Source organism: Vibrio aestuarianus, assembly GCF_028858425.1.
Taxonomy (GTDB): domain Bacteria; phylum Pseudomonadota; class Gammaproteobacteria; order Enterobacterales; family Vibrionaceae; genus Vibrio; species Vibrio aestuarianus.
Genome location: NZ_JAKNYQ010000001.1, coordinates 2,245,756 through 2,266,912 on the forward strand (window position 1 = coordinate 2,245,756; position 21,157 = coordinate 2,266,912).

Below are 21,157 nucleotides of genomic sequence, written 5' to 3' on the forward strand. Positions count from 1 at the left end.
AGTAACAATTTTAGCTATAGATAGTATTAATCCATCTTAAATGCTTGATGCTGAAACAATTGTTCAACAATTTCATGCGACGTTGCCGAAGCGGTCAATTCAAGTCCTGACATATCAAAGTGCTCAAGTGCAACTGATGTCGAGTCACCAGTATCACCAGTAATGGTCAGCTTTAAGAGATCATTAGAATCATCAAAACTTGTGCTTACGTGATCTAACAGGTTATCCATATCATTCGCATCATTACCCGTCAGTAGCATAATATCGCTTAGATCTAGCTTGTCTTCTCCTAAATGGAAATCTTTAATCACATCCTGAGAAGACGTAACGCTTAACACATCGTTGGAGAAGGTAAATAGATCACTACCTTCTCCCCCAGTCAAAATATCGTTGCCCAGACCACCAATCAAGATATCGTCACCTTGACCGCCAACTAGAATGTCATCACCTGCGCCACCGTTTAAAGTGTCTACTCCAGCCAAACCGAGCATAATATCAATACTATCACCGCCAGTAAGTGAGTTGTCGTGATCGTCACCAACCAAAGAATCCCGTTCGGTTTTAGCAATATCACTACCTGATTCGCTCAAAGTCAGGGTAAAAACATTATCACTAGTACCACCTTTGCCATCTGATACTTTAAACAGGAAGTTTAGATCAGCCTGCTGGTCACCCTGAAGGGTAATGTCGTCACTCTGAGTGAAGCTGTAGCTACCGTTTGAGGCCACTTCTAAAGTACCAAACGCAGTTTCAATATGCAGCTTACCGTCTACATCATTAGTCGAAGACACTAGGGGTTGATTTACGGTAATGCCGTGCAGATCTGCGCCTAGAAATGAGAAGTCCTCGTCAGCCAGAGAAATTGTCATAGTATCGCCATCTGCATCCTGGCTACCAGCCAAAAGCTCACCTGCAATTGGCTCTGGCGAGAATTGGTTAAGATACTGACTCAGATCTTCTCCTGAATCTACAAGCACTACTTTGTCGCTTAACTCAGCTAGCGCTTGAGTTGCGTTGGCATTCTCTGACAAAGCGATACCAATACCATAGACTTTAACATCATTGATTTGTTTGTACTCTTCCCAACGCTGATACAAATCAGGTTTGGCTACCTCACCTTCTTGCGGGTTTGGTTCACCATCAGAGATAAAGAATATAGTGTCCTTGCTTTCAACTGGTTGTTCGTTCTGGTATAGATCCCAGTCAAAATTTCCGTCTTCATCAAGACCGTCTTGCCAAGGATAACTGGTTCGATGCTTTTCACCTGCATCCATGACCGCTTCCATAGCTTTGTTGTAATCAGTGTTCTTACCATGGTCAATATCGCACCAGTTGTTCACATAAGTGGCGACCTCAGAGAGGTATTTTGGATCATTTTCATTCCGTCCATTCAACTCTGGAGGGCGAGTCATCGATTCAACATCTGTCAACGTAAGCCAGCTTTGTGTTGACACATCACCATCAAAGCGGATCAGGCGAATAAACGTATTCGATTCACCACCTTCTGCAATCATATTTTCAACCATGGTATGCAGTGCTTCTGCCGCTTTGTAAGCTCTCGATTCAGATTTAGGAGCCGTCGCTTCACTGCCAACTGTATTCTGACCGTCAAAAGTACGGGTCATGCTATTGGACTCATCGAATACGACTGTCACTTTGTTAATTGGCAGAGCTTCCATCTCTGCAAAGCCTTGAACTGGTGATGAAGTCGGCGCGTGATTCTCTGTAACATTCAGGGTAACCTGAGTAGTATCACTGTCAGCACCATCTGTTGCTGACACGGCTAACTGATAGGACTGCTGGGTGGAATGTTCTAGTTTCACGCCGTCTTTCAACCAGATCTCACCGCTGTTCGGATCCACTCGAAATAGGTTAGCATCACCACCACTTAATTCGTATTTAATAGTATCGCTTCCATCAGGATCAAAAGCCTCAACCTTCCCCACCAATACACCTACTTCATGCTCAGGTATGTTAAAGCTAGCAGTATCTGCTGTAGGCATACCGCTAATATCAGTACCATGAATTTGGTCTGCATCATCAGTGCTGATAAACTCTGGCGCGCGATCACGAATATCGATAATAATTTCGCCATTTGCAGTGTCACCATCAGAGTCAATAATCGTGACTTCAAATTTATCCTGTTGGTGGCCAGCCACATTCGTGGCTTTGTAATCGTAACGACCATTTTCAAAGTTGATAGTCAACTTGCCGTGCTCTGTATCGATCTGTGCCAAACTGTAACTTGAAATAACAGTCCCATCACTCGTGGTGATACTGCCATTTTCTTTGCTGTAGTAATAAGTCTCACCATTACTAGTGATGTGATCCACCCACTGAGCATCACCATTATGCTCATCCAGAAGGTTACTTTGTAGTTGGCCTGATACAGTTTTGGTCAGTAGAGCTTCAATTTGTGAATCATCTGTTACCAAAATTGCCGAACCCTTGTCTGTTGCTACAGGCTCTAGATATTTTATATTAGCTCCGGCCCCAATACCGATGGACCAAACATTATCGATGATCACACCACTGGAACTAATGCTGCGCTCCATAGCGTTTTCTAGAATAATAGATTGCTCAGCTTCTGTCGGCTTATCCCAACCTTTAACAAGATACTCATAACGTTGTGCACTTTCAAAATCGTCTGCGGCTGACCACTTCATCAAACTTTCACGCAATCCTGCATAGGCACTATCGGAGATGTTGGTCCACGAACCAAAATCACTCGGGGCGCCATCAGAAATAAAGTAAAGCTGATGGCTACTGGTATCTTCCATTTCTCCGTTCAGATCGGTAAGCGCTGAATGTACCTGATCGATTGCTTGGCTGTATGGTGTCCAACCACCACGCCCGATAGAATCCAAATAAGCATCAATATCATCGACTGAATTCAACCATTCTGACGTCTTACCTTCTGGATAACCCGAATGTGTCGCGATCTTAAATCGAACATCTCCTAAGTCATCATATTTTTCAAACATGGTTTTAATTGCACTTCGTGCAAGATCCCAGCGTGAGACTTCAAGCCCATTCTCGTCCTTTACTTTGTCACTCCACATAGAACCGGATGCATCTAGCGCAATCACAACACTATTGTTCTGCGGAGCAACGTCATTGATCTCATAATGAGCAGAAGTAACCGAAGGCTGTGAATCTATTACGTCAATATGAAGCGTAGCACTCTCCGATTGACCACCTGCATTCACCTCGATTTTTACAGGGATATCCAGCTTATCTGCACCTTGCTCGGTGTGATCCAAAGACGCATATTGAACGACAGAATAGTGACCAGTTTTACTGTCGACATGAGCTTCAAGCACTGTCACCTTATCCGCTCCACTGCCAATATATCCGGTCAGAGTGCTTTGATCAGTACTTACTTCAAATACCAACGACTTACCACCACTGGTAACACCATCCAGACTCTGTTTTGCATCAAAGTGGTATTCTGCATCTGTTGCTGAACCAAGGTTTGCAACCAAATCACCTTCGGTACGTGCACCAATATCTGTACCAATCTGGAGCTCACTCAGTACAGCATGCGTATCATTCAGAGACATAGGTTCTCCGATCACACTCACGGTAACTTCTGCTTTATCAGTCAGACCATGCTCATCCTCGATGGTGTATTCGAAGGTGTACCTCTTAACTTCACCAGTTTCTAGAGTACGTATATCGGCAGGTAAAGACTCTAAATACTTAGCTGCATCAAAAACCAGCTTGCCGTTCTGTAACGATAGATAGTCAGTATGTGGGTAGTCAACAATAGTTAGATTATCGCCATCGGGATCGCTATCGTTCACTAATACATCTAGCTGAAGAGTACCTGAGCCGTTGGTCTGATAGCTATCATTAAAGCTTGTCAAATCCACAGATAGCTGGGTAATAAAGTATTCAGAACCGTTAGGATCAACTACCCCGTCTTTGTAGCTGGTCGTCGACATTTCGATACTATCGAAGAAGCGACCATCTGCATCTACGTTGACTACCTGAGTGCCACCACGGGTACCTTCAAACACGTCTGTCGCAACTAGTTCACCCTTGTAGTACGCTTTCCAGACGCCACGCTCAATACCTGGTTCCCAGCTTCCGTTCGTAGTGTCCGTCCATAGATTTTTCACTTCTACTTCTGCGTGATCAGAAACTTGTCCATTGGCAAATAAGAAGCGCATTGCCTCACTTTGCCCGGTGACATCATCATACCCAATCTGACCATCTTGGACACGGTCTGAGCCTCCGTCCAAAGTAGAACTAACTCCAAATTTGTGCTCACCGCCATCCCCGGTGTAATCCGCTTTTCTAGCGTCTGCAACTTTACTTCCAGTTGCTGTATCAATGATGTAATAGTCAACGCTTATATCAGTATTATTATCCCAGCTTTTGTGATCTAGGATCTTGGTCACCTTCTCAATACCATTATCGTTTTCAGCGATTGGAGCTTCGTTAATGTCGTTAATCAGCACATTAACTTGTGCGCTATCTTTAGCGCCCGATTCATCTAGAGCTTCTACTTCAAGCTGATAGTTATTCACTATTTCATGATCGAATGTCACACCTTTTTTAACGCTGATCTCACCAGTAATACTGTTGATTTCGCACAGATCCGTATGATTGGTAAGGTGATAGGTTACTTGGCTGTTCAGATCTATATCAAAGGCGCTAACCGTCCCTATTACACTAGGCTCGGTATTTTCATCAACACTAAACTGGTAACTGTCAACATCGGCCTTACCTTGCGTATCCAAGCCATGGATATTGTTGGTACCACTGATAAATTCCGGAGCATCGTCAGAGCCGGTGATGGTGATCACCACGTCATGCGTGCTGCCATCTGCCGAGGTCACAGTCATGGTTCGGATTAGAGGAGCGCTGTCTGCATCCAAAGCCTGCACATCCGCATGGCTGTTGTTCAGTTTATAGGTCCAGTTGCCACTCTCATCGATAGAAAAAGTGCCCCAGTTGCCATCTTTAACATCTGTTTGGGGGTGGAATACCGCTTCGCCCGCATCCGGATCTACAATATTCAGACTACCGCGACTCTCCAACAGCACGTCTTCCTGCACCGCGCCTTTATCACTATCCAGTTGTGCTGGGGTGATGATCGCTTTATCGTCAGAGCCGGTGATGGTGATCACCACGTCATGCGTGCTGCCATCTGCCGAGGTCACAGTCATAGTTCGGATTAGAGGAGCGCTGTCTGCATCCAAAGCCTGCACATCCGCATGGCTGTTGTTCAGTTTATAGGTCCAGTTGCCACTCTCATCGATAGAAAAAGTGCCCCAGTTGCCATCTTTAACATCTGTTTGGGGGTGGAATACCGCTTCGCCCGCATCCGGATCTACAATATTCAGACTACCGCGACTCTCCAACAACACGTCTTCCTGCACCGCGCCTTTATCACTATCCAGTTGTGCTGGGGTGATGATCGCTTTATCGTCAGAGCCGGTGATGGTGATCACCACGTCATGCGTGCTGCCATCTGCCGAGGTCACAGTCATAGTTCGGATTAGAGGAGCGCTGTCTGCATCCAAAGCCTGCACATCCGCATGGCTGTTGTTCAGTTTATAGGTCCAGTTGCCACTCTCATCGATAGAAAAAGTGCCCCAGTTGCCATCTTTAACATCTGTTTGGGGGTGGAATACCGCTTCGCCCGCATCCGGATCTACAATATTCAGATTACCGCGACTCTCCAACAGCACGTCTTCCTGCACCGCGCCTTTATCACTATCCAGTTGTGCTGGGGTGATGATCGCTTTATCGTCAGAGCCGGTGATGGTGATCACCACGTCATGCGTGCTGCCATCTGCCGAGGTCACAGTCATGGTTCGGATTAGAGGAGCGCTGTCTGCATCCAAAGCCTGCACATCCGCATGGCTGTTGTTCAGTTTATAGGTCCAGCTGCCACTTTCATCGATAGAAAAAATACCCCAGTTGCCATCTTTAACATCTGCTTGAGGGTGGAATACCGCTTCGCCCGCATCCGGGTCTACAATCTTCAGATTACCGCGACTCTCCAGCAGCACGTCTTCCTGCACCGCACCTTTATCGCCATCCAGTTGTGTTGGGGTGATGATCGCTTTATCGTCAGAGCCAGTGATGGTGATCACCACATCATGCGTGCTGCCATCTGCCGAGGTCACAGTCATGGTTCGGGTTAGAGGAGCGCTGTCTGCATCCAAAGCCTGCACATCCGCATGGCTGTTGTTCAGTTTATAGGTCCAGTTGCCACTCTCATCGATAGAAAAAGTACCCCAGTTGCCATCTTTAACACCTGTTTGGGGGTGGAATACCGCTTCGCCCGCATCCGGGTCTGCAATATTCAGATTACCGCGACTCTCCAACAGCACGTCTTCCTGCACCGCGCCTTTATCACTATCCAGTTGTGCTGGGGTGATGATCGCTTTATCGTCAGAGCCGGTGATGGTGATCACCACGTCATGCGTGCTACCATCTGCCGAGGTCACAGTCATGGTTCGGATTAGAGGAGCGCTGTCTGCATCCAAAGCCTGCACATCCGCATGGCTGTTATTCAGTTTATAGGTCCAGTTGCCACTCTCATCGATAGAAAAAGTACCCCAGTTGCCATCTTTAACATCTGTTTGGGGGTGGAATACCGCTTCGCCAGCATCCGGGTCTGCAATCTTCAGGTTACCGCGACTCTCCAACAGCACGTCTTCCTGCACCGCGCCTTTATCGCCATCCGGTTGTGTTGGGGTGATGATCGCTTTGGTTTCTGTGGGCTCAGATTGTGGCGCACGAGCAATATTAAATACCGTTTTACCCTGCTCGGTTGTTAGATCAGTAACCATGCTAGCAGTTTCAAAAAAGGTGCTTGCCAATACTTCGGCACCAGTACGTTCAATAGTGCCAGATTTTGTCAGGCTTGAACCAACTATTTCACCCTGTGCGGTGGCATACTCATCACCTAATTCAGTAGGATCAACACCTTGTTCTAGAGCTTCATAAATTTTATTTAATTCAACGAAATTACCAGACTTAGGATCTTCTTCAACATTTGCTAAGTCGACTTGCTGAGGTTGGATTTCACCTTTCAATGTTTCAACAATCACTTCACCTGGCAGTAAACTATCTTTCGATTTTACTACTTTGATGTGACCATCCAGTCCTATTACAACATAGGTTTCTGCGGTTAATTTTGATTGTTCAACCAAGAGATTTACCCCATTTAGCAAATAAAAAAATCCCCCCCATACAACTAGATGGGCAATGAGATTCGATTTGAATCGTTAACATATTTTATTTATTAATTTATCACTGTTCACTACATATAAAACATGTATTTTTTTCACCAATAAACTGCATGTTTTAAAGTTATTTTATTTTCGAACAAAACATCATATCTTACGCGACCTGTTTTTGGTGGATCAACGTTCGTAATCACTACGTTTCTAATGAAGCAATGACTTATCGTCAATAGATTTAAACTGCGCAACGTTCACTTATATATATTCGAATTTATATAGTTTTAAATATTGAGATTAATATTATTTTAGGAGACTCTCTGTGAAATTAAGCAGTATCAGCATTGCGTGTTGTGGCTTATTTATTGCGCTTCCTTCTAATGCACAAACGTTAGAACAGGCGGTAGCAATTACCTTTGCAACCAATCCTGATATAAAGAGTGCATTTAACGAGTACATGAGCAAACTGTATATTGTCGATCAATCAACTGGGGCTTATAAACCTCGTATTGATATCGATGCGGGCATTGGCTATGAGGGGATAAACCCGGCAAATTCGACTGGTAACAAAAACACAGATATGACTCGCAAAGACGCATCTATAACTCTGACTCAGTTGATTTGGGATGGGTCTAAAACCCTACATGATATTGACCGAACTTCGGCAGATGCAGAGTCATTACGTTATCAATTGCTTTCTGATGCACAGAGTGTGGCCCTCGAGGTGATTAATGCTTACCTTGATGTACTTAAGGCACAAAAGTTTATGGAGCTTTCTGCAAGTAATCTTAGTACACATGAGCGTATCTATGTTGATATTAAAAAGCGTAAAGATTCTGGGATAGGTTCTGTTGCTGATCTTACTCAAGTTGAAGCTCGCTTGGCCAAAGCTCACAGCAACATACTCGCAGCACAAAATAACTATAAAGATACGCAAACGATTTTCTTTAAGTTGGTTGGCGAAGTCCCACACGATCTAATATTCCCACACGCTGATAAAAACTTCATTCCGGCAACTCTTGATGAAGCAAAAACTCAAGCCTTTGAAAACCATCCGGTTATCAAAATAGCTCGAGCAGATGTCGACTCAGCAAAATTCCAATATAAGCAAGTTGATGCAAATAATTTTCCTGTCATTTCATTTGAAGCAGCACAAAACTGGCGCAATGACTCTGGTGGTATTGAAGGTAGCAGTACTGAGACCACTGCGATGGTTCGTGTTCGCTATAACCTTTATAACGGTGGTCGAGATTCGGCAAACGCGGACACTATGGCCTACCAACTCAACAAAGCGAAAGACCTGCTAGAACGCGCTTATCGGGGGGTTGAACAAGAACTTCATCTTTCGTGGAATGCACTTGAGCTGACAAATCTACAAAAAAAATTTTTGGCTCAACATGTTGACTCTGCATCGAATACTGTTATTGCATACCAGAAGCAATACAGCTTAGGTAGGCGTACTTTGCTTGACTTATTAAACACTGAAAATGAGTTATTCGAGTCGCGCAAAGGCTACATAGAAGCCCAGTTCGCACAGCAGTACGCCAAATACCGTGTTCTGACTTCAACCGGAAACCTACGTGATGCGCTACGCATTGATATTCCAAAAGAGTGGACTCAACCAGTGGAGTACTAAACACTATGAAAAATATTATATTAACGGCTTTAGTTCTGACTATACTGAGCCTAAATGTCACATTTGCAAACGATGGTATGGATTATATCCCGACTCCAACAGCCAATCAGATTGCCGACCTGCAAGACGCAGACGATGATGGTGTGATCAATGCTCGCGACCTCTGTACCGGCACCCCAATGGCCGCAGAAGTCGATAACGACGGCTGTGAAACCTACGTCAACAAAAAAGAACAATACCAGCTTAAGATCTTATTTGATAACGACTCTAGCCGTATCAAGAGTGTTTTCCAACGTAAGGGCACTGAGCTAGCGGCTTTCCTAAATAAGTACCCTGAGACCTCTATAGAAATACAAGGATATGCAAGTAAAGTAGGCGATACAAAGTATAATTACGATCTGGCCCGTCGACGGGCAGAGAACGTGCGCAACCTGCTGATTGAAAAAGGCATTGACAGCCAGCGATTAAAAATCGTCAGTTATGGTGACACTCATTTGGCCGCATTAGGTCTCGATGAAGTCAGCCACGCCTTAAACCGCCGTGTCACTGCTACAGTTATCGGTCATAAAGGCATGGTTAAAAACGAATGGACAATATTTACCACCATTCCTAAGGTCAACTAATTCGTAGCCCTAAGTATTTTATATTAATTATTTGGGGCTTTCATCCATGGTTCGTCTACAGAAAATAAAATAGATTTAATATTAATCTCTTATATAGCAAAAAACGCCAATCAATATTCCACAAATTTCATCTAACCTTTAGTTGCATATTAATTTCGATTATAAAAAATCACCCCACATCCGGAAAGAATGCCGAACTATTCAAATCATAAAAAATGATCTATAAATTAAATTATGAATTTTTAATAAATAACCTTATAATTATATAGCAACTGCTGTTGAGCATCGTTTCATAATAAATATTTAAATCATCTTTTAAGGCTATGGCAGAGTAAAATGACCGAGACATATCTTCGTAGATTGAGCCAACTATTACAGCACTACAACCCGTCTCAGGTGCACCAAGCAAGCCTTGACGATCTAGAAGTGTTGTTTACCACTTCACGTCGAAATACCTCAAACATCCTAAAAATGCTCAATGACTATGGCTGGATAAGCTGGGTACCTGGCCGGGGGCGTGGTAAAGCCAGCACCCTAAAAGTGACCACTTCAATGCATCAGGCACTCTATTGCACCATCCGCAGTGAGATCAATGCAGGCAACTTCGATGTAATCACCAAACTACTCAAAAAATACCGAGGTACTGCAGCCAGTGCTCTTAACCAGGCGATGGAAGAAACATCGCAAGAAAATCAAAACGCAAATTCTCTGATTATCAGTCAGTATCCTTGGATAGATGAACTTGATCCAGCCCTGACCTACCGCTTTGCTGAATTGCAAATCATACGCAGCCTATACGATACTCTATTCACTGTTGACAGTAATAGCCAGCTACACCTTCACCTTGCTTGTGAATACCAAATCGAAGCAAAATACATCTATATTTGGCTACGTCCAGATATACGCTGCCACGATGGCCTGATGCTGGAAGAGGACGATGTTGTACATAGTCTGAAACGGCTTATGCAGGCTAATGGACCAGTTAAGTGGCTATTTCAACAAATTTATCAGATCAGTTTTGATGAGGATAGGAAAGCGATCTGCATTGAGTTAAAGCAACCTAACCCACTGTTTATCTACTGTCTCGCTACCGCCAACGCCTCTATTACCACTAGACGTCATAAAGATTTCAGTAACCAACGCAGCGTTGCTATAGGCACCGGCCCCTTTATTCTTGAATACTGGGAGAAAGACAAGCTGGTAATGAAAAAACAACCCCACTACTTCGCTAAAAAGGCGCTACTGGAGCAGATAACCCTATCTCATCAAGGCGAAGAGCTAGATAAATACATCAGCTATAACCAACATACTGAAGATACAGAAAGCTATACTATTCAGGCATTTTCTTATTTAGCACATAATCAACGCCCTGAGTGCACATTAGATGATCAAACCTGGCAAAGCCTATTTACCTTTCTTGAGAGCCGCCGCTATGAATTTGCAAATAGCAGCGATTTGAAGGCAATGCAGCTACTTAGTGAAGGAGAACCGTGTAACCATATCCCTAATCTCGAAGGCACTTTAGTATTAACACACCCTAAATGGACCATCGATTATTTAGAAAAAATGAGCAATTGGCTTATCAACCTAATCAAGCAAACCGGACTCAAAGTAGAACTGGTTGAATTGTCTGACGCCAGCAAACCTCAGCAGGTAAAAAAGCAAGCTGACTTACTTTTTGTCGAAGACATTATCGAACCACCACTGAAATACGGTATGTATGAGTGGTTGTTGACGGGTACTGGAATCCGTTTTATTTATGATACACAGGAACTAAACCAACACACTAATACAGTTCATGATGTCATTGCAAAAGGCGAACCCACAGAGCGCTTGATGGAGCTACTTACCAACCTACGCAGCAACTCGACAATATTGCCTCTGTTTTGGGGCCAGGAACAAGTAACCTGCGCCAAGGGAGTAAGTGGAGTACAGATTCGAAAGTCGGGCTACAGCGATTTCTACAAACTGAGAATTAATCCCAGTAAAGGGTAGGCATTCTTCATATGGTTTAATCTGTTTATTTACTAGATGAGCAATCTCGTTAAAACGACAATGTAAAATTATTTATTAATACAATACAAAGCAAAACCGGAGCTATTGCTCCGGTCCAAATTTCATTCGTTAGTGCAGTTTAAGATTCGGTCTAAGGACTCGGTTAATTCGACCAACTAGCATCATCAGACCAGTTTTGAAAATACCGTGTAGCGCCATTTGGTGCATACGATAAAGCGAAATGTAAACCACGCGAGCTATACGCCCCTCAACCATCATAGAGCCTTTAGTTAAATTGCCCATTAGGCTACCAACCGTTGAGAAACGGCTAAGCGATACGAGCGAGCCGTGATCTTTATAGACGTAAGGTTTTAACTCACGACCATTGAGTTTAGCGACAATGTTTCTAAACGCATGGCTCGACATTTGGTGCGCAGCTTGCGCGCGTGGTGGTACGAACTTACCGTCAGCTTGGGTGCATTGTGCAAGGTCACCAATCACAAAAATATCGTCATCTCGTGTGGTTTGAAGTGTGTTTTTCACGACTAATTGGTTAATGCGGTTAGTTTCCAGACCTGCAATGTCTTTCATGAAATCTGGGGCTTTAATACCTGCCGCCCATACCATGATTTGTGCTGGGATTTTCTCGCCGTCTTTGGTAGTTAAACCATCTTTATCCGCTTGAGTCACCATTGTTGCTGTGCGCACATTAACACCGAGTTTGGTCAACTCGCTATGCGCTGCACTCGAAATACGCGGTGGCAATGCAGGTAGAATTCTCTCACCCGCTTCCACAAGATTAACATTAAGTTTGCTTGAATCGAGATCACCAAAACCATAAGTACGAAGCTCTTTCACTGCGTTGTGCAGCTCAGCCGATAATTCAACGCCTGTCGCACCCGCACCAACAATCGCAATGTCTACCGTCCCATGGCCATTTTTAGCATGCAGTTTCAAAAACTCATTATTCATCTCTGTACGGAAGCGGTTTGCTTGTTCAGGACTATCGAGGAAAATACAGTGCTCACGCACGCCAGGAGTATTGAAATCATTGGATGTCGAACCAATAGCAAGAATAAGAATGTCGTATTCTATTTCACGGCTTGGCATCAACAGTTCATCATGTTCGTCTTTGAGCTCACTGAGCACAATCACTTTACGTTCACGGTCAATATCAGCCAGGCTACCCATTTGGAAGTCGAAGCTATGGTTCTTAGCATGGGCACGATAGCTCAAGGCATCCACACCTTCATCCAAAGAACCTGTTGCAACTTCATGCAACAAAGGTTTCCATAAATGGCTCGCCTTACGATCTACCAGTGTAATCTCTGCGCGATTTTTACGGCCAAGTGTACGGCCAAGTTTCGTTGCGAGTTCTAAACCACCCGCTCCACCACCTACAACGACAATTCGAGTCACAAAAACAATCCTCAAAAAATGAATAAACATGGTTCAGCATGACACTTCACACTGAAGAAATTTTCAATCATATGCTTGCTTTGGGCACGCTATCGCCTTTGAAGTAAAAGCTGCTTTCAGTAACACGTTCATTAGGATAAAAATATGCTTACACACAATAATGGGCAAGTTTTCGCCTTGCTCTCAATTTTTTTTGATATTTATCAAAATATTTATAGTTTATTCATTATATAGAGCAAAATTCACCGTGCAACTAAAGAATGATGCTATTTCATTAACAAATGTAGGGATTTGGACAATAAAAAAGCGACCCTTACTGGAGTCGCTTTGTCATCAATATATGCAGCTAATGAGATTCTTTAAATGCTTTTATCGCTTGTAAATGCTGTGAGATCTTCTTGAATTTATGGGACTCTTTTTCATCCCAAATAATATCGTAGTAGCTCTCTAGCGCAGCTGCCGTTTTGCTGTTGTCATGGATTTCATCTTCTTTCGATAAGATCACTAAACAACGCCCTTTATTTTTCACTCGATACTGTTCCACACACTTGGTTGCAATATCTTCGTATTCTTCAGGACGGTCAATTCGTCCTGTCATATTCTTCTCTGGATGTAAGTTAGGGTTAAAGATAACTTGCTTAATGCCACACAGAAAACCAATACGTTCAGACCAGAACCCACCCAACCCCACACCACAAATGATTGGATGTGGGTCATTCGATTGCTCGATAGCTTTGTGCACTTCTTTGAGAAGGTGCTGCATATCATGCTTGGGGTGTAATGTGCTGTAGTTAATGAAACGGACATCATCGTCAATAAACTGCAACTGCAACACTTTTTCATGGTTTCCCGGGCTTGTTGAGTCGAAACCGTGTAAATAGATAATCATAGTAATTCCCCCATTCCTTGAGGCTTCAATCTACCACGAAGATTGTGGTTTTAAAGACCTTACCAAAAATTTAATGCAATAAGACTACGAAACAGTGATCCTAACTACATAATCCGTTTTTAAGTTTATCGGCTTGGTGTAGATAGTTATCATCTCCCCACAGTTGATGTGCAAGTAAATACCATAACATCGCCATCATCGATATCCTTGGATGCCAGGCCATAACACCTTCAACCCAGTCATCTACACCTTCAATTTTGCGTAATTGGCAATAGCGATAAACAGATTCCAAAGGCTTCTCTCCGGCAACTTCAATGCTTAAGGCGAGGTCTAGCCTTGGGTCAGCAATAGAAGCATATTCCCAATCAATGACTCGATGACCTTGTTGGGTTTTCACCATATTGTAACCAGCAAGATCAAAATGACAGAGAACTACCCCAACATCGGCAAGATTGGGAGCTGTTCTCCATGATTGGTATAGATTCGTGCATTGATCGGTTTTGTACTCGGCTTTAAGTTGTAACCAATAGTGATCGACACGAGCGGTAAAACTGAACGGAGCTACGGGGATACGGGCTGTACTGAGATTGTGGATCTTAATTTGGGTCTTGAGTAATGATTCGAAGGGTAACCCATCCATTAAAGACTCACCCTCTATCCACTCAACTAATAATCCCTGCTCATTGATAAACAGCGGCTTGGGGCCGATATGAGACGATTCTATCGCTGATAGGATTTGATACTCCTGAAAACGGGAGATCGAAAATGCTTGTGTAATTGGCGTATTAGGGCGCCATACAAAAGCAGGTCCATCTTCAGCAATGATTTTCCAGCATCGATTGGTTAAACCACCAGTCAAGGTCTGAGCATAGCCCGGTGGAATAGAGAAGAAGCCTTCTAGCGAGGTTAAGGTATGATCAAGATTACAAGCTTCACGCCAAGACATTCGCGCCATATCGACTTCTTCCTCAATAATTAGGTCAACACGCCCTAGATATCGTAATTAAAGACCTAACATACTTTTTGACTCTTGCTTACGGATTTCGGTTTCATCCGCCCACTCGATAAGACCAGTTTCTAGATCCATCATACGCATCGTCATTTTGTAGTACACATCTTTGTCACTTCCAGCATTTTTTACAATGCTTGAAAGGTTGCCATAAAGCATGTACTGCGCACCAACCATTTTACCAAATTGAATCGCTGTACTTTGATTGACTAGCTCGTCATTGTTTTGGAAATTGAGCTGCTCACGTACAGACTCAACACGGTCCATATCAACAAAACGGAACTTACCTGAATTCAACATCTTAGTGCTAATGGTGTCAGTGATCGACTCTGTATCAATATGCTCGCTGGTTTTGTTTTTAATACGCTCAACAAAAACAATGGGGCGCGAATCGCGAGTAATAGCGGCAATAGAGCCTGACATCATCATACTATCGATCATTTCAGCGGCAATTTTTTGTAAATCCGTTGAGCCAAAATCAACCGTGGTCGTTTCAACAGCTTGTGCGTCACCATAGCTCACTTTATTTGAACAACCGCCCAGAATGACCGCTAGACCTAGCAATGCAATAATACTTTTCTTCATATTGGATCCTTAACTTCCCAATTTAGTTGTTTGATTCACGGATTTGTACGCGAAACTGTTTACCGTTTGGATTCACTGAAACCTCAGAGAGTGAAACAGTATCCATTCCACTAATGATAGTTTGCTTCCAAGGACTGAGTTTGTTGTTTACCTCTAGCCCATCATCGTCGTACCAATAAAAGCGGTACTCAATATTCTGGTCACCTTTGTATTGGCTAACTAAACGAACTATTCCTCGTGTATGCCCATCAACTTGCTTGGTCGCAATATCCTCAACTACAAGTCGTTGACCTAATACGTTGTCACCAAACAACACTTTTTGTGATGCTCCGTCGACTCTTAAACCAGCTGTATTCGCAGCACAGCCAACTAAGGCTATGGCAGTTAAAAGCCCTAATATCCACTTTTTCATTACAATTTTCCTAGTTGTTTATGCCAGATCGTTGCATTATTCCCTTGGCGCGAAACCCACACCAATGTTGTTCCTTTTTCAGGAACAGAAAAAACGTACTCTTGTCCCTTCAGCTCTATTCGTTGCTCCCCCGCATCAACTAAAAGGCTTGTGCTCTTCACTTGACCCGGTAAGGTTATCCAACTACGCGTATCAGGTTGCTCAGTCAGTAAATTCCACGCGTTAAGCAGTAAGTTACCTACATCATTATCTTTAGCCGCTTCTTTGCGTAATTGATCTTTGGCGAACACTCTTAACGCCTGCTTTATAACAATAGACGGCATTCGTTCTGACAAGTTTTGATTGGCCATCAAATTTACATCCGCTAGCACATTTGATTCTACAGGCTGACCATTGATCGCCAATCGTGCAAATCCTTCAACCTGGGCTTTAGGATAGTATGGCAGAGCCAAAGAATATAATGCGCCATTACCTCGACTGTCATACAACGGCAAAGATTGACGCCAACTTTGCATCGCTTGAACAATACTTTGTTCTTCAAGGACGATCACTCGCCCTTGATATTCAGACATGGCCGAAGCCTTACCATATTGCTTTTCAAGTTGAACAAGGTCTGCTTTCATTGCCAAACGTTTAGCAACTCGCAATGTACCGTCGATCACTTCAGGATTATCGGGCATCACAGCTAATGCTCGTTTGTAATCCACATACGCACTATTCAAATCGTTAGAGGTTTCATAAAGTAAAGCTGACAAGTACAGAAGGTATGCGTTTTGTACCGCTTGCAGCGTTTTACCAGCATCAGGATAATTCGATAACACACTACCTAGATTTGGAGTAACACCTTGAGCTTGCATATCTTTTTGCGCTTTTTCCAAGTCAGCTTCTCTGGTTTTTCTTGCTTGCTCCTGAACTTGATTGGCCCGTCTAATTTCGACCAACGCACCTTCCAAATCATTGCGTTGTAAATAGTTTAAGCTCAGATAGAGATGCAAGAATCCTAATTCGTAATCCGCAGGAATGTACTCTGTTAAATTATCATTAGCAGCAAGCGAGCCGACACTGCTAGCGGTATCGCTAAGAGAAATTAATGCCTTATCTTGTTGAACTTTAATTGCTGCATCGCTCAGCTCAAAAGTTGCTTTACTTTCGACATATTTTTGATTGAGAAAGTAAACTCGTCCTTTCTCTAAGTTATCAAGAATATCACCCGCTATATAATCCGGAAGTTCACTTTCCGCTTGCTGGTATTGACCAACTTTCACTGATTGGTAAACAACATTGTTTTGCGCACTGTAGTGGCTGAACAAATTTCCCGCAGAGAGATTGGCACATGCATTAAGAAAAATAGGCGATAAAAAAATAACAACAAGTCGCACGTAACCCTTCACCCAACACTCCGTTTCTGAAATCTATGGATCACAGTCATTACCCAACCAAAGTTGGGTAATCCAAATTTAGCTCATCAAGAGAGGGCCAAGTGGACGACCACCTACAAGGTGCATATGAATATGATAGACCTCTTGTCCACCATGCGCATTGCAGTTAACAATGAGGCGATAACCATCAGCGGCAATACCTTCTTGCTGTGCGATTTTCTTCGCTACGGTAAACATACGCCCTAACGCAGCTTCATCCTCGGCTTCCACATCATTCGTTGTTGGAATCAATTTGTTGGGGATGATTAAAATATGGCTTGGAGCTCGCGGGTTAATATCTCGAAAAGCAGTGACTAAGTCGTCTTGATATAGAACGTCAGCAGGAATTTCTTTACTGATGATTTTGCTAAAAATGGTTTCCTCAGCCATGAAGTACTCCATTGGGTGAATATAGTGATAGGTGTTTAGTTGGATTTGAGTATGCGCTAACACTAAAAAAAGCTCAATAAAAAACACCGTTCACTTAACATAAATGACATTTCACTAATATAAAAAAATAATTTTGCCAAACTCGTCATAAAATGTGCACCCCAGCCTCAATACAATGCCGATTATTTTGTTATTTTTTTGAGACAAAAGATTATTATGATTTTTCTAGGGAGAGGATTATGAAGGGTTCAGTGATTAGGCGTATGTACGCTGGCTTTACACTGATCATCATTATGTTTGCTGTAACAACTGCTATCATGATGGGAGGAATGAATCAAATTCATTCCAATTTCGAAAGTGTATCAACCACCGCTTTACCACTTGTTTCACTATCAAACAAAACAAGTGTGCAATTACTTTCAGCTGACAAATCATTTAAAGATTTTTTAACCACGCAGAATCAAGATCGTATGAATGCCATGCGTGCAGAATTTACTTCATCAAAACAAGACTTCAACACCATCCTAAATCAACTCGCACAAGCCAGTTCGAGTAATCCTGACTTAGCAGAGCGTATTACTCAATTAAAGCAAATGGAGCAACGCTACTTCTCTGAAGCTTCTGAAGCAATGAACAACTACCAAGCTATGTTTGAGGCTCAAGAAAAAGTGCAAAAATCAACACGTGAGTTTCAAAGACTGCATGCGGATTTGAGCGTTGGAATGAAAGATTACGTCGACGGCCAAAGCAGTATTTCGGTGAAAGTTATGGCAAAAAGCTATTTCATCAAACTGAAAGACGCTGAGGTCATTACTTCTGATGCTTTAGCCAGTTCAGATGTGTCCTTTGTTGAAAAAGCGGTAGCGAGAAATAAAAAAGCCGTTACCCATTTAAACTATGCCTACCGTGGGCTAACAACACAATTGCCAGAGCTTAAGAAAGTCTTTGATGAATCAGTAGAGAAATTCACTATAGATATTGGCCAAAAAGGCGGTGTGTTAGACCAACATAATAACTACTTACTCGCTAAAGCCGCTTTATACGACAACATTGCCAATCTTGCGGTGGAAGTTGATAAAGCAATGACGATTCTAGACTCATTCAATGGCACAGCAACTGATAGCCTAAATGCTTCTCTCGCAGAAGCAGGTGATGTTTATGAGAAAGGTGTGATACAAGCGATTGTCATTGGTATCGCTGTGGTGCTTATTGCTACCGGTATTGGTTATCATATTGCACAAAGTGTTCGTGAGCCGCTAACTCGTATACTCAAAACACTCGAAGGGCTAACTCAAGGGGATATGACACAACGTATTGAGATTCGCTATAACAACGAATTCAGCCGCTTAAGTGGCCATGTTAATTCATTAGCGGACAATTTACATAACATCCTAGTACAACTCAATGATGCTTCTGAAAACCTAACCGACACGGCTAATCATAACCAAACCACTTCGTCGCAAGCACAATCGAAACTCAATTCTCAACGTGAGCAAACCGCGAATGTCGCCACTGCAATGACAGAAATGGCGCACTCTGTTCAAGAAGTCGCGCAAAGTGCACAAAGCTCATTAGAAATGGTACAGAAAGTGGAGTCGGCTTCTGAATCTGGCCGCAACATCATGAGCACCAATATCACGACCATTAACCAGCTTGAAACACGTTTGAACCAATCTGTAGATGCGGTGGGTGAATTGCAAAAAATGAGTAGCCAAATTGGTTCTATTTTGGATGTAATTCGCAATATCGCTGAACAGACGAACTTGTTGGCATTAAACGCAGCTATTGAAGCCGCGCGAGCAGGAGAACAAGGTCGTGGTTTTGCGGTTGTAGCCGATGAAGTTCGTGTTCTCGCAAAACGTACCACTGACTCTACCTCTGAAATTGAAACTATGATCAGCAATCTACAATCAAGCTCTTCATCAGCAAGTACAGTTATCGAAAGCTGTATGTCAGACATGGAAATGTCGGTCGAACAAGCGTCAACAGCAAATAGCGCGATGGAAGAAATTCAAGCGCTTATACTCGAAATCAGCCAAATGAGCACGCATATCACTCAAGCCGCTGCAGAACAAAGTGAAACCACCAGTGACATTGCACGTAATATAGAAGATATTAATTTGATCGCAGATGAAAGCTATCAAGCTATGTCTCAAATTGCACAAGCAAGCGCTAGTTTGACTCAACTAGCCAGCCAACAAAATGAATTGGTCCATCAATTCAAATTGTAACAAACTCATGGCTAACTCACTTTAGTTTGTAAGTTAAGTGTCAATAATCGTCCAAGGGCGGCTTTTATCTAAAGTCGCCCTTGTTTTTTAAGCATTGCATCGTTATATGATAACTATTGCTTGCACACCATTTTACTTCTTATTTTTGCAAGCTAAACATGAGGATGATTTATGGCTGTTCATGTTGGCATTATTGACCAAGACCCTATTCGCTTGGTCACACCCCTACTGGATAATCGAACGGTAAGTTCACACATTGTTTTTATTGGTGATCAAAGCCAAGAACCTATTTATTTACGTCTACACTCCGTACTCAAGCAGCGCGATATCACCTCTGAGTTTTTTGAGATCCCATCGGGTTCAAATACATCAGCGATTAAAAAATCGATCTATGAGTTAGCAGAAGAGCTTAAAGCAAGAAATGAAGAGGTTAAGCTCAACGCTAGCTGTGGACTACGCCATCGTCTGCTGTCTGTTTATGAAGTATTTCGTAGTTACCGCTGGCCAATTTTTGTGATCGAACCGAGTAGTGATCGTCTGTGTTGGCTCTACCCTGATGGAAATCAAGATGCTCAAGTTCAAGACCATATCACCATCTCTGATTACTTGACTATTTTTGGTGCCAGAGGTGAGTTCAGTGAACATAATATCCCACCTCAACTCGACAAAAAACTCTATGAACTCGGTGAACGTTGGGCCAGCAACGCATTAGAATTAGGCCCTGGCCTCGCTACCTTAAATTACTTAGCAACGACTTGTCGTAAAGAGCAGAAACTCGATGTTGAGCTCTCTGAAAAACAGCAAGGCTACCGTGAACTAAACCTTCTTTTAACTGATTTGGTCGAAGCTAAAATTGCTACCTATGAAGATGGTGTTTTAACTTTTGCTAATGAAGATGCGCGTCGTTTCTCGAATGGGGAATGGCTTGAAACTTTAGTACATAGCACGGTGAAGCAAATTCAAGATGATATGCCAACGATTCAAGACCGTTCTCTAAATGTACAAGTTTATCGCCAATTAGGAGAAAGAGAAGTTCGAAATGAACTTGATGTTGCGACAGTTGTGAACAACAAGCTGCATATTATTGAATGTAAAACCAAAGGCATGCGTGATGATGGCGATGATACTCTCTATAAATTAGAGTCATTACGTGATTTGCTTGGCGGATTACAAGCAAGAGCAATGCTAGTTAGCTTTCGTCCTTTACGCCACAACGACATTACCCGAGCTGAAGATCTGGGGTTAGCCTTGATTGGTCCTGATGAACTGAAAGACTTAAAAACACACCTTGCGGTTTGGTTCCAAGAAGCTGGGGGTAGCGAAGAAATCTAGCGACTGCCATAAA

The 21,157-nt window shown here is 42.9% G+C and carries 13 protein-coding genes; 5 read left to right on the top strand and 8 right to left on the bottom strand.

Features of this window, described 5'->3' with window-relative positions; all coding sequences use genetic code 11:
* Positions 1 to 26: 26 nt before the first annotated feature.
* Positions 27 to 7,175 carry a VCBS domain-containing protein gene (locus tag MCT08_RS10330; RefSeq protein ID WP_274678371.1) on the bottom strand — a complete coding sequence of 2,383 codons (7,149 nt, stop codon included), beginning with the start codon at positions 7,173 to 7,175 and terminating at the stop codon, positions 27 to 29.
* Positions 7,176 to 7,527: 352 nt separating this feature from the next.
* Here MCT08_RS10330 and MCT08_RS10335 point away from each other — a divergent pair, with 352 nt between their 5' ends.
* The 3 genes from MCT08_RS10335 to MCT08_RS10345 all read left to right on the top strand — a co-directional run bounded on the left by MCT08_RS10335 (position 7,528) and on the right by MCT08_RS10345 (position 11,459).
* On the top strand, positions 7,528 to 8,841 hold the full coding sequence (locus MCT08_RS10335; RefSeq protein ID WP_274673304.1) for a TolC family outer membrane protein: 1,314 nt from the start codon (positions 7,528 to 7,530) through the stop codon (positions 8,839 to 8,841).
* A gap of 5 nt (positions 8,842 to 8,846) precedes the next feature.
* Positions 8,847 to 9,464: an OmpA family protein gene (locus MCT08_RS10340; protein ID WP_274678372.1), complete on the top strand. Its 618-nt coding sequence runs from the start codon at positions 8,847 to 8,849 to the stop codon at positions 9,462 to 9,464.
* 336 nt (positions 9,465 to 9,800) lie between these two features.
* Complete coding sequence (locus MCT08_RS10345) at positions 9,801 to 11,459, top strand: ABC transporter substrate-binding protein (RefSeq protein WP_274678374.1); 1,659 nt, start codon at positions 9,801 to 9,803, stop codon at positions 11,457 to 11,459.
* A 129-nt stretch (positions 11,460 to 11,588) separates the two neighbouring features.
* Here MCT08_RS10345 and MCT08_RS10350 read toward each other — a convergent pair whose 3' ends face one another.
* From MCT08_RS10350 to hinT, 7 genes are all read right to left on the bottom strand, one after another.
* Positions 11,589 to 12,878 (bottom strand): NAD(P)/FAD-dependent oxidoreductase, encoded by a 1,290-nt coding sequence (locus tag MCT08_RS10350; RefSeq protein WP_168522691.1) that lies wholly within the window; start codon positions 12,876 to 12,878, stop codon positions 11,589 to 11,591.
* 346 nt (positions 12,879 to 13,224) lie between these two features.
* Positions 13,225 to 13,767, bottom strand: a complete 543-nt coding sequence (gene ycfP / locus MCT08_RS10355) for an alpha/beta hydrolase YcfP (protein ID WP_053310100.1) — start codon at positions 13,765 to 13,767, stop codon at positions 13,225 to 13,227.
* 100 nt (positions 13,768 to 13,867) lie between these two features.
* Positions 13,868 to 14,722, bottom strand: a complete 855-nt coding sequence (locus MCT08_RS10360; RefSeq protein WP_274678375.1) for a phosphotransferase — start codon at positions 14,720 to 14,722, stop codon at positions 13,868 to 13,870.
* A 48-nt stretch (positions 14,723 to 14,770) separates the two neighbouring features.
* A complete protein-coding gene (gene lpoB / locus MCT08_RS10365) occupies positions 14,771 to 15,361 on the bottom strand; it encodes a penicillin-binding protein activator LpoB (protein ID WP_053310102.1) in 591 nt (196 codons plus the stop codon).
* A 22-nt stretch (positions 15,362 to 15,383) separates the two neighbouring features.
* Positions 15,384 to 15,773, bottom strand: coding sequence for a YcfL family putative periplasmic lipoprotein (locus tag MCT08_RS10370; RefSeq protein WP_053310103.1), 390 nt, complete (start codon positions 15,771 to 15,773; stop codon positions 15,384 to 15,386).
* Positions 15,773 to 17,164, bottom strand: a complete 1,392-nt coding sequence (locus MCT08_RS10375; RefSeq protein ID WP_274678376.1) for a COG3014 family protein — start codon at positions 17,162 to 17,164, stop codon at positions 15,773 to 15,775. The genes MCT08_RS10370 and MCT08_RS10375 overlap by 1 nt, the downstream gene beginning before the upstream one ends.
* Positions 17,165 to 17,230: 66 nt before the next feature.
* The gene (gene hinT, locus MCT08_RS10380) at positions 17,231 to 17,581 is read right to left on the bottom strand and encodes a purine nucleoside phosphoramidase (RefSeq protein ID WP_053310105.1); all 351 of its coding nucleotides are present in this window, start codon (positions 17,579 to 17,581) and stop codon (positions 17,231 to 17,233) included.
* Between the two features lie 239 nt (positions 17,582 to 17,820).
* Here hinT and MCT08_RS10385 point away from each other — a divergent pair, with 239 nt between their 5' ends.
* Together MCT08_RS10385 and MCT08_RS10390 are read left to right on the top strand one after the other, a co-directional pair.
* Positions 17,821 to 19,812, top strand: coding sequence for a methyl-accepting chemotaxis protein (locus tag MCT08_RS10385; RefSeq protein ID WP_053310106.1), 1,992 nt, complete (start codon positions 17,821 to 17,823; stop codon positions 19,810 to 19,812).
* Positions 19,813 to 19,983: 171 nt separating this feature from the next.
* Complete coding sequence (locus tag MCT08_RS10390) at positions 19,984 to 21,144, top strand: DUF1887 family protein (protein ID WP_274678377.1); 1,161 nt, start codon at positions 19,984 to 19,986, stop codon at positions 21,142 to 21,144.
* The last annotated feature ends 13 nt before the right edge of the window (positions 21,145 to 21,157 follow it).

What these genes read in the sequence shown, in the direction of transcription:
- MCT08_RS10385 (WP_053310106.1), top strand. Translation starts at nt 17,821, where the DNA reads ATGAAGGGTTCAGTGATTAGGCGTATGTACGCTGGCTTTACACTGATC.
- MCT08_RS10340 (WP_274678372.1), top strand. Translation starts at nt 8,847, where the DNA reads ATGAAAAATATTATATTAACGGCTTTAGTTCTGACTATACTGAGCCTA.
- MCT08_RS10345 (WP_274678374.1), top strand. Translation starts at nt 9,801, where the DNA reads ATGACCGAGACATATCTTCGTAGATTGAGCCAACTATTACAGCACTAC.
- MCT08_RS10370 (WP_053310103.1), bottom strand. Translation starts at nt 15,773, where the DNA reads ATGAAAAAGTGGATATTAGGGCTTTTAACTGCCATAGCCTTAGTTGGC.
- MCT08_RS10360 (WP_274678375.1), bottom strand. Translation starts at nt 14,722, where the DNA reads ATGGCGCGAATGTCTTGGCGTGAAGCTTGTAATCTTGATCATACCTTA.
- hinT (WP_053310105.1), bottom strand. Translation starts at nt 17,581, where the DNA reads ATGGCTGAGGAAACCATTTTTAGCAAAATCATCAGTAAAGAAATTCCT.
- ycfP (WP_053310100.1), bottom strand. Translation starts at nt 13,767, where the DNA reads ATGATTATCTATTTACACGGTTTCGACTCAACAAGCCCGGGAAACCAT.
- lpoB (WP_053310102.1), bottom strand. Translation starts at nt 15,361, where the DNA reads ATGAAGAAAAGTATTATTGCATTGCTAGGTCTAGCGGTCATTCTGGGC.
- MCT08_RS10390 (WP_274678377.1), top strand. Translation starts at nt 19,984, where the DNA reads ATGGCTGTTCATGTTGGCATTATTGACCAAGACCCTATTCGCTTGGTC.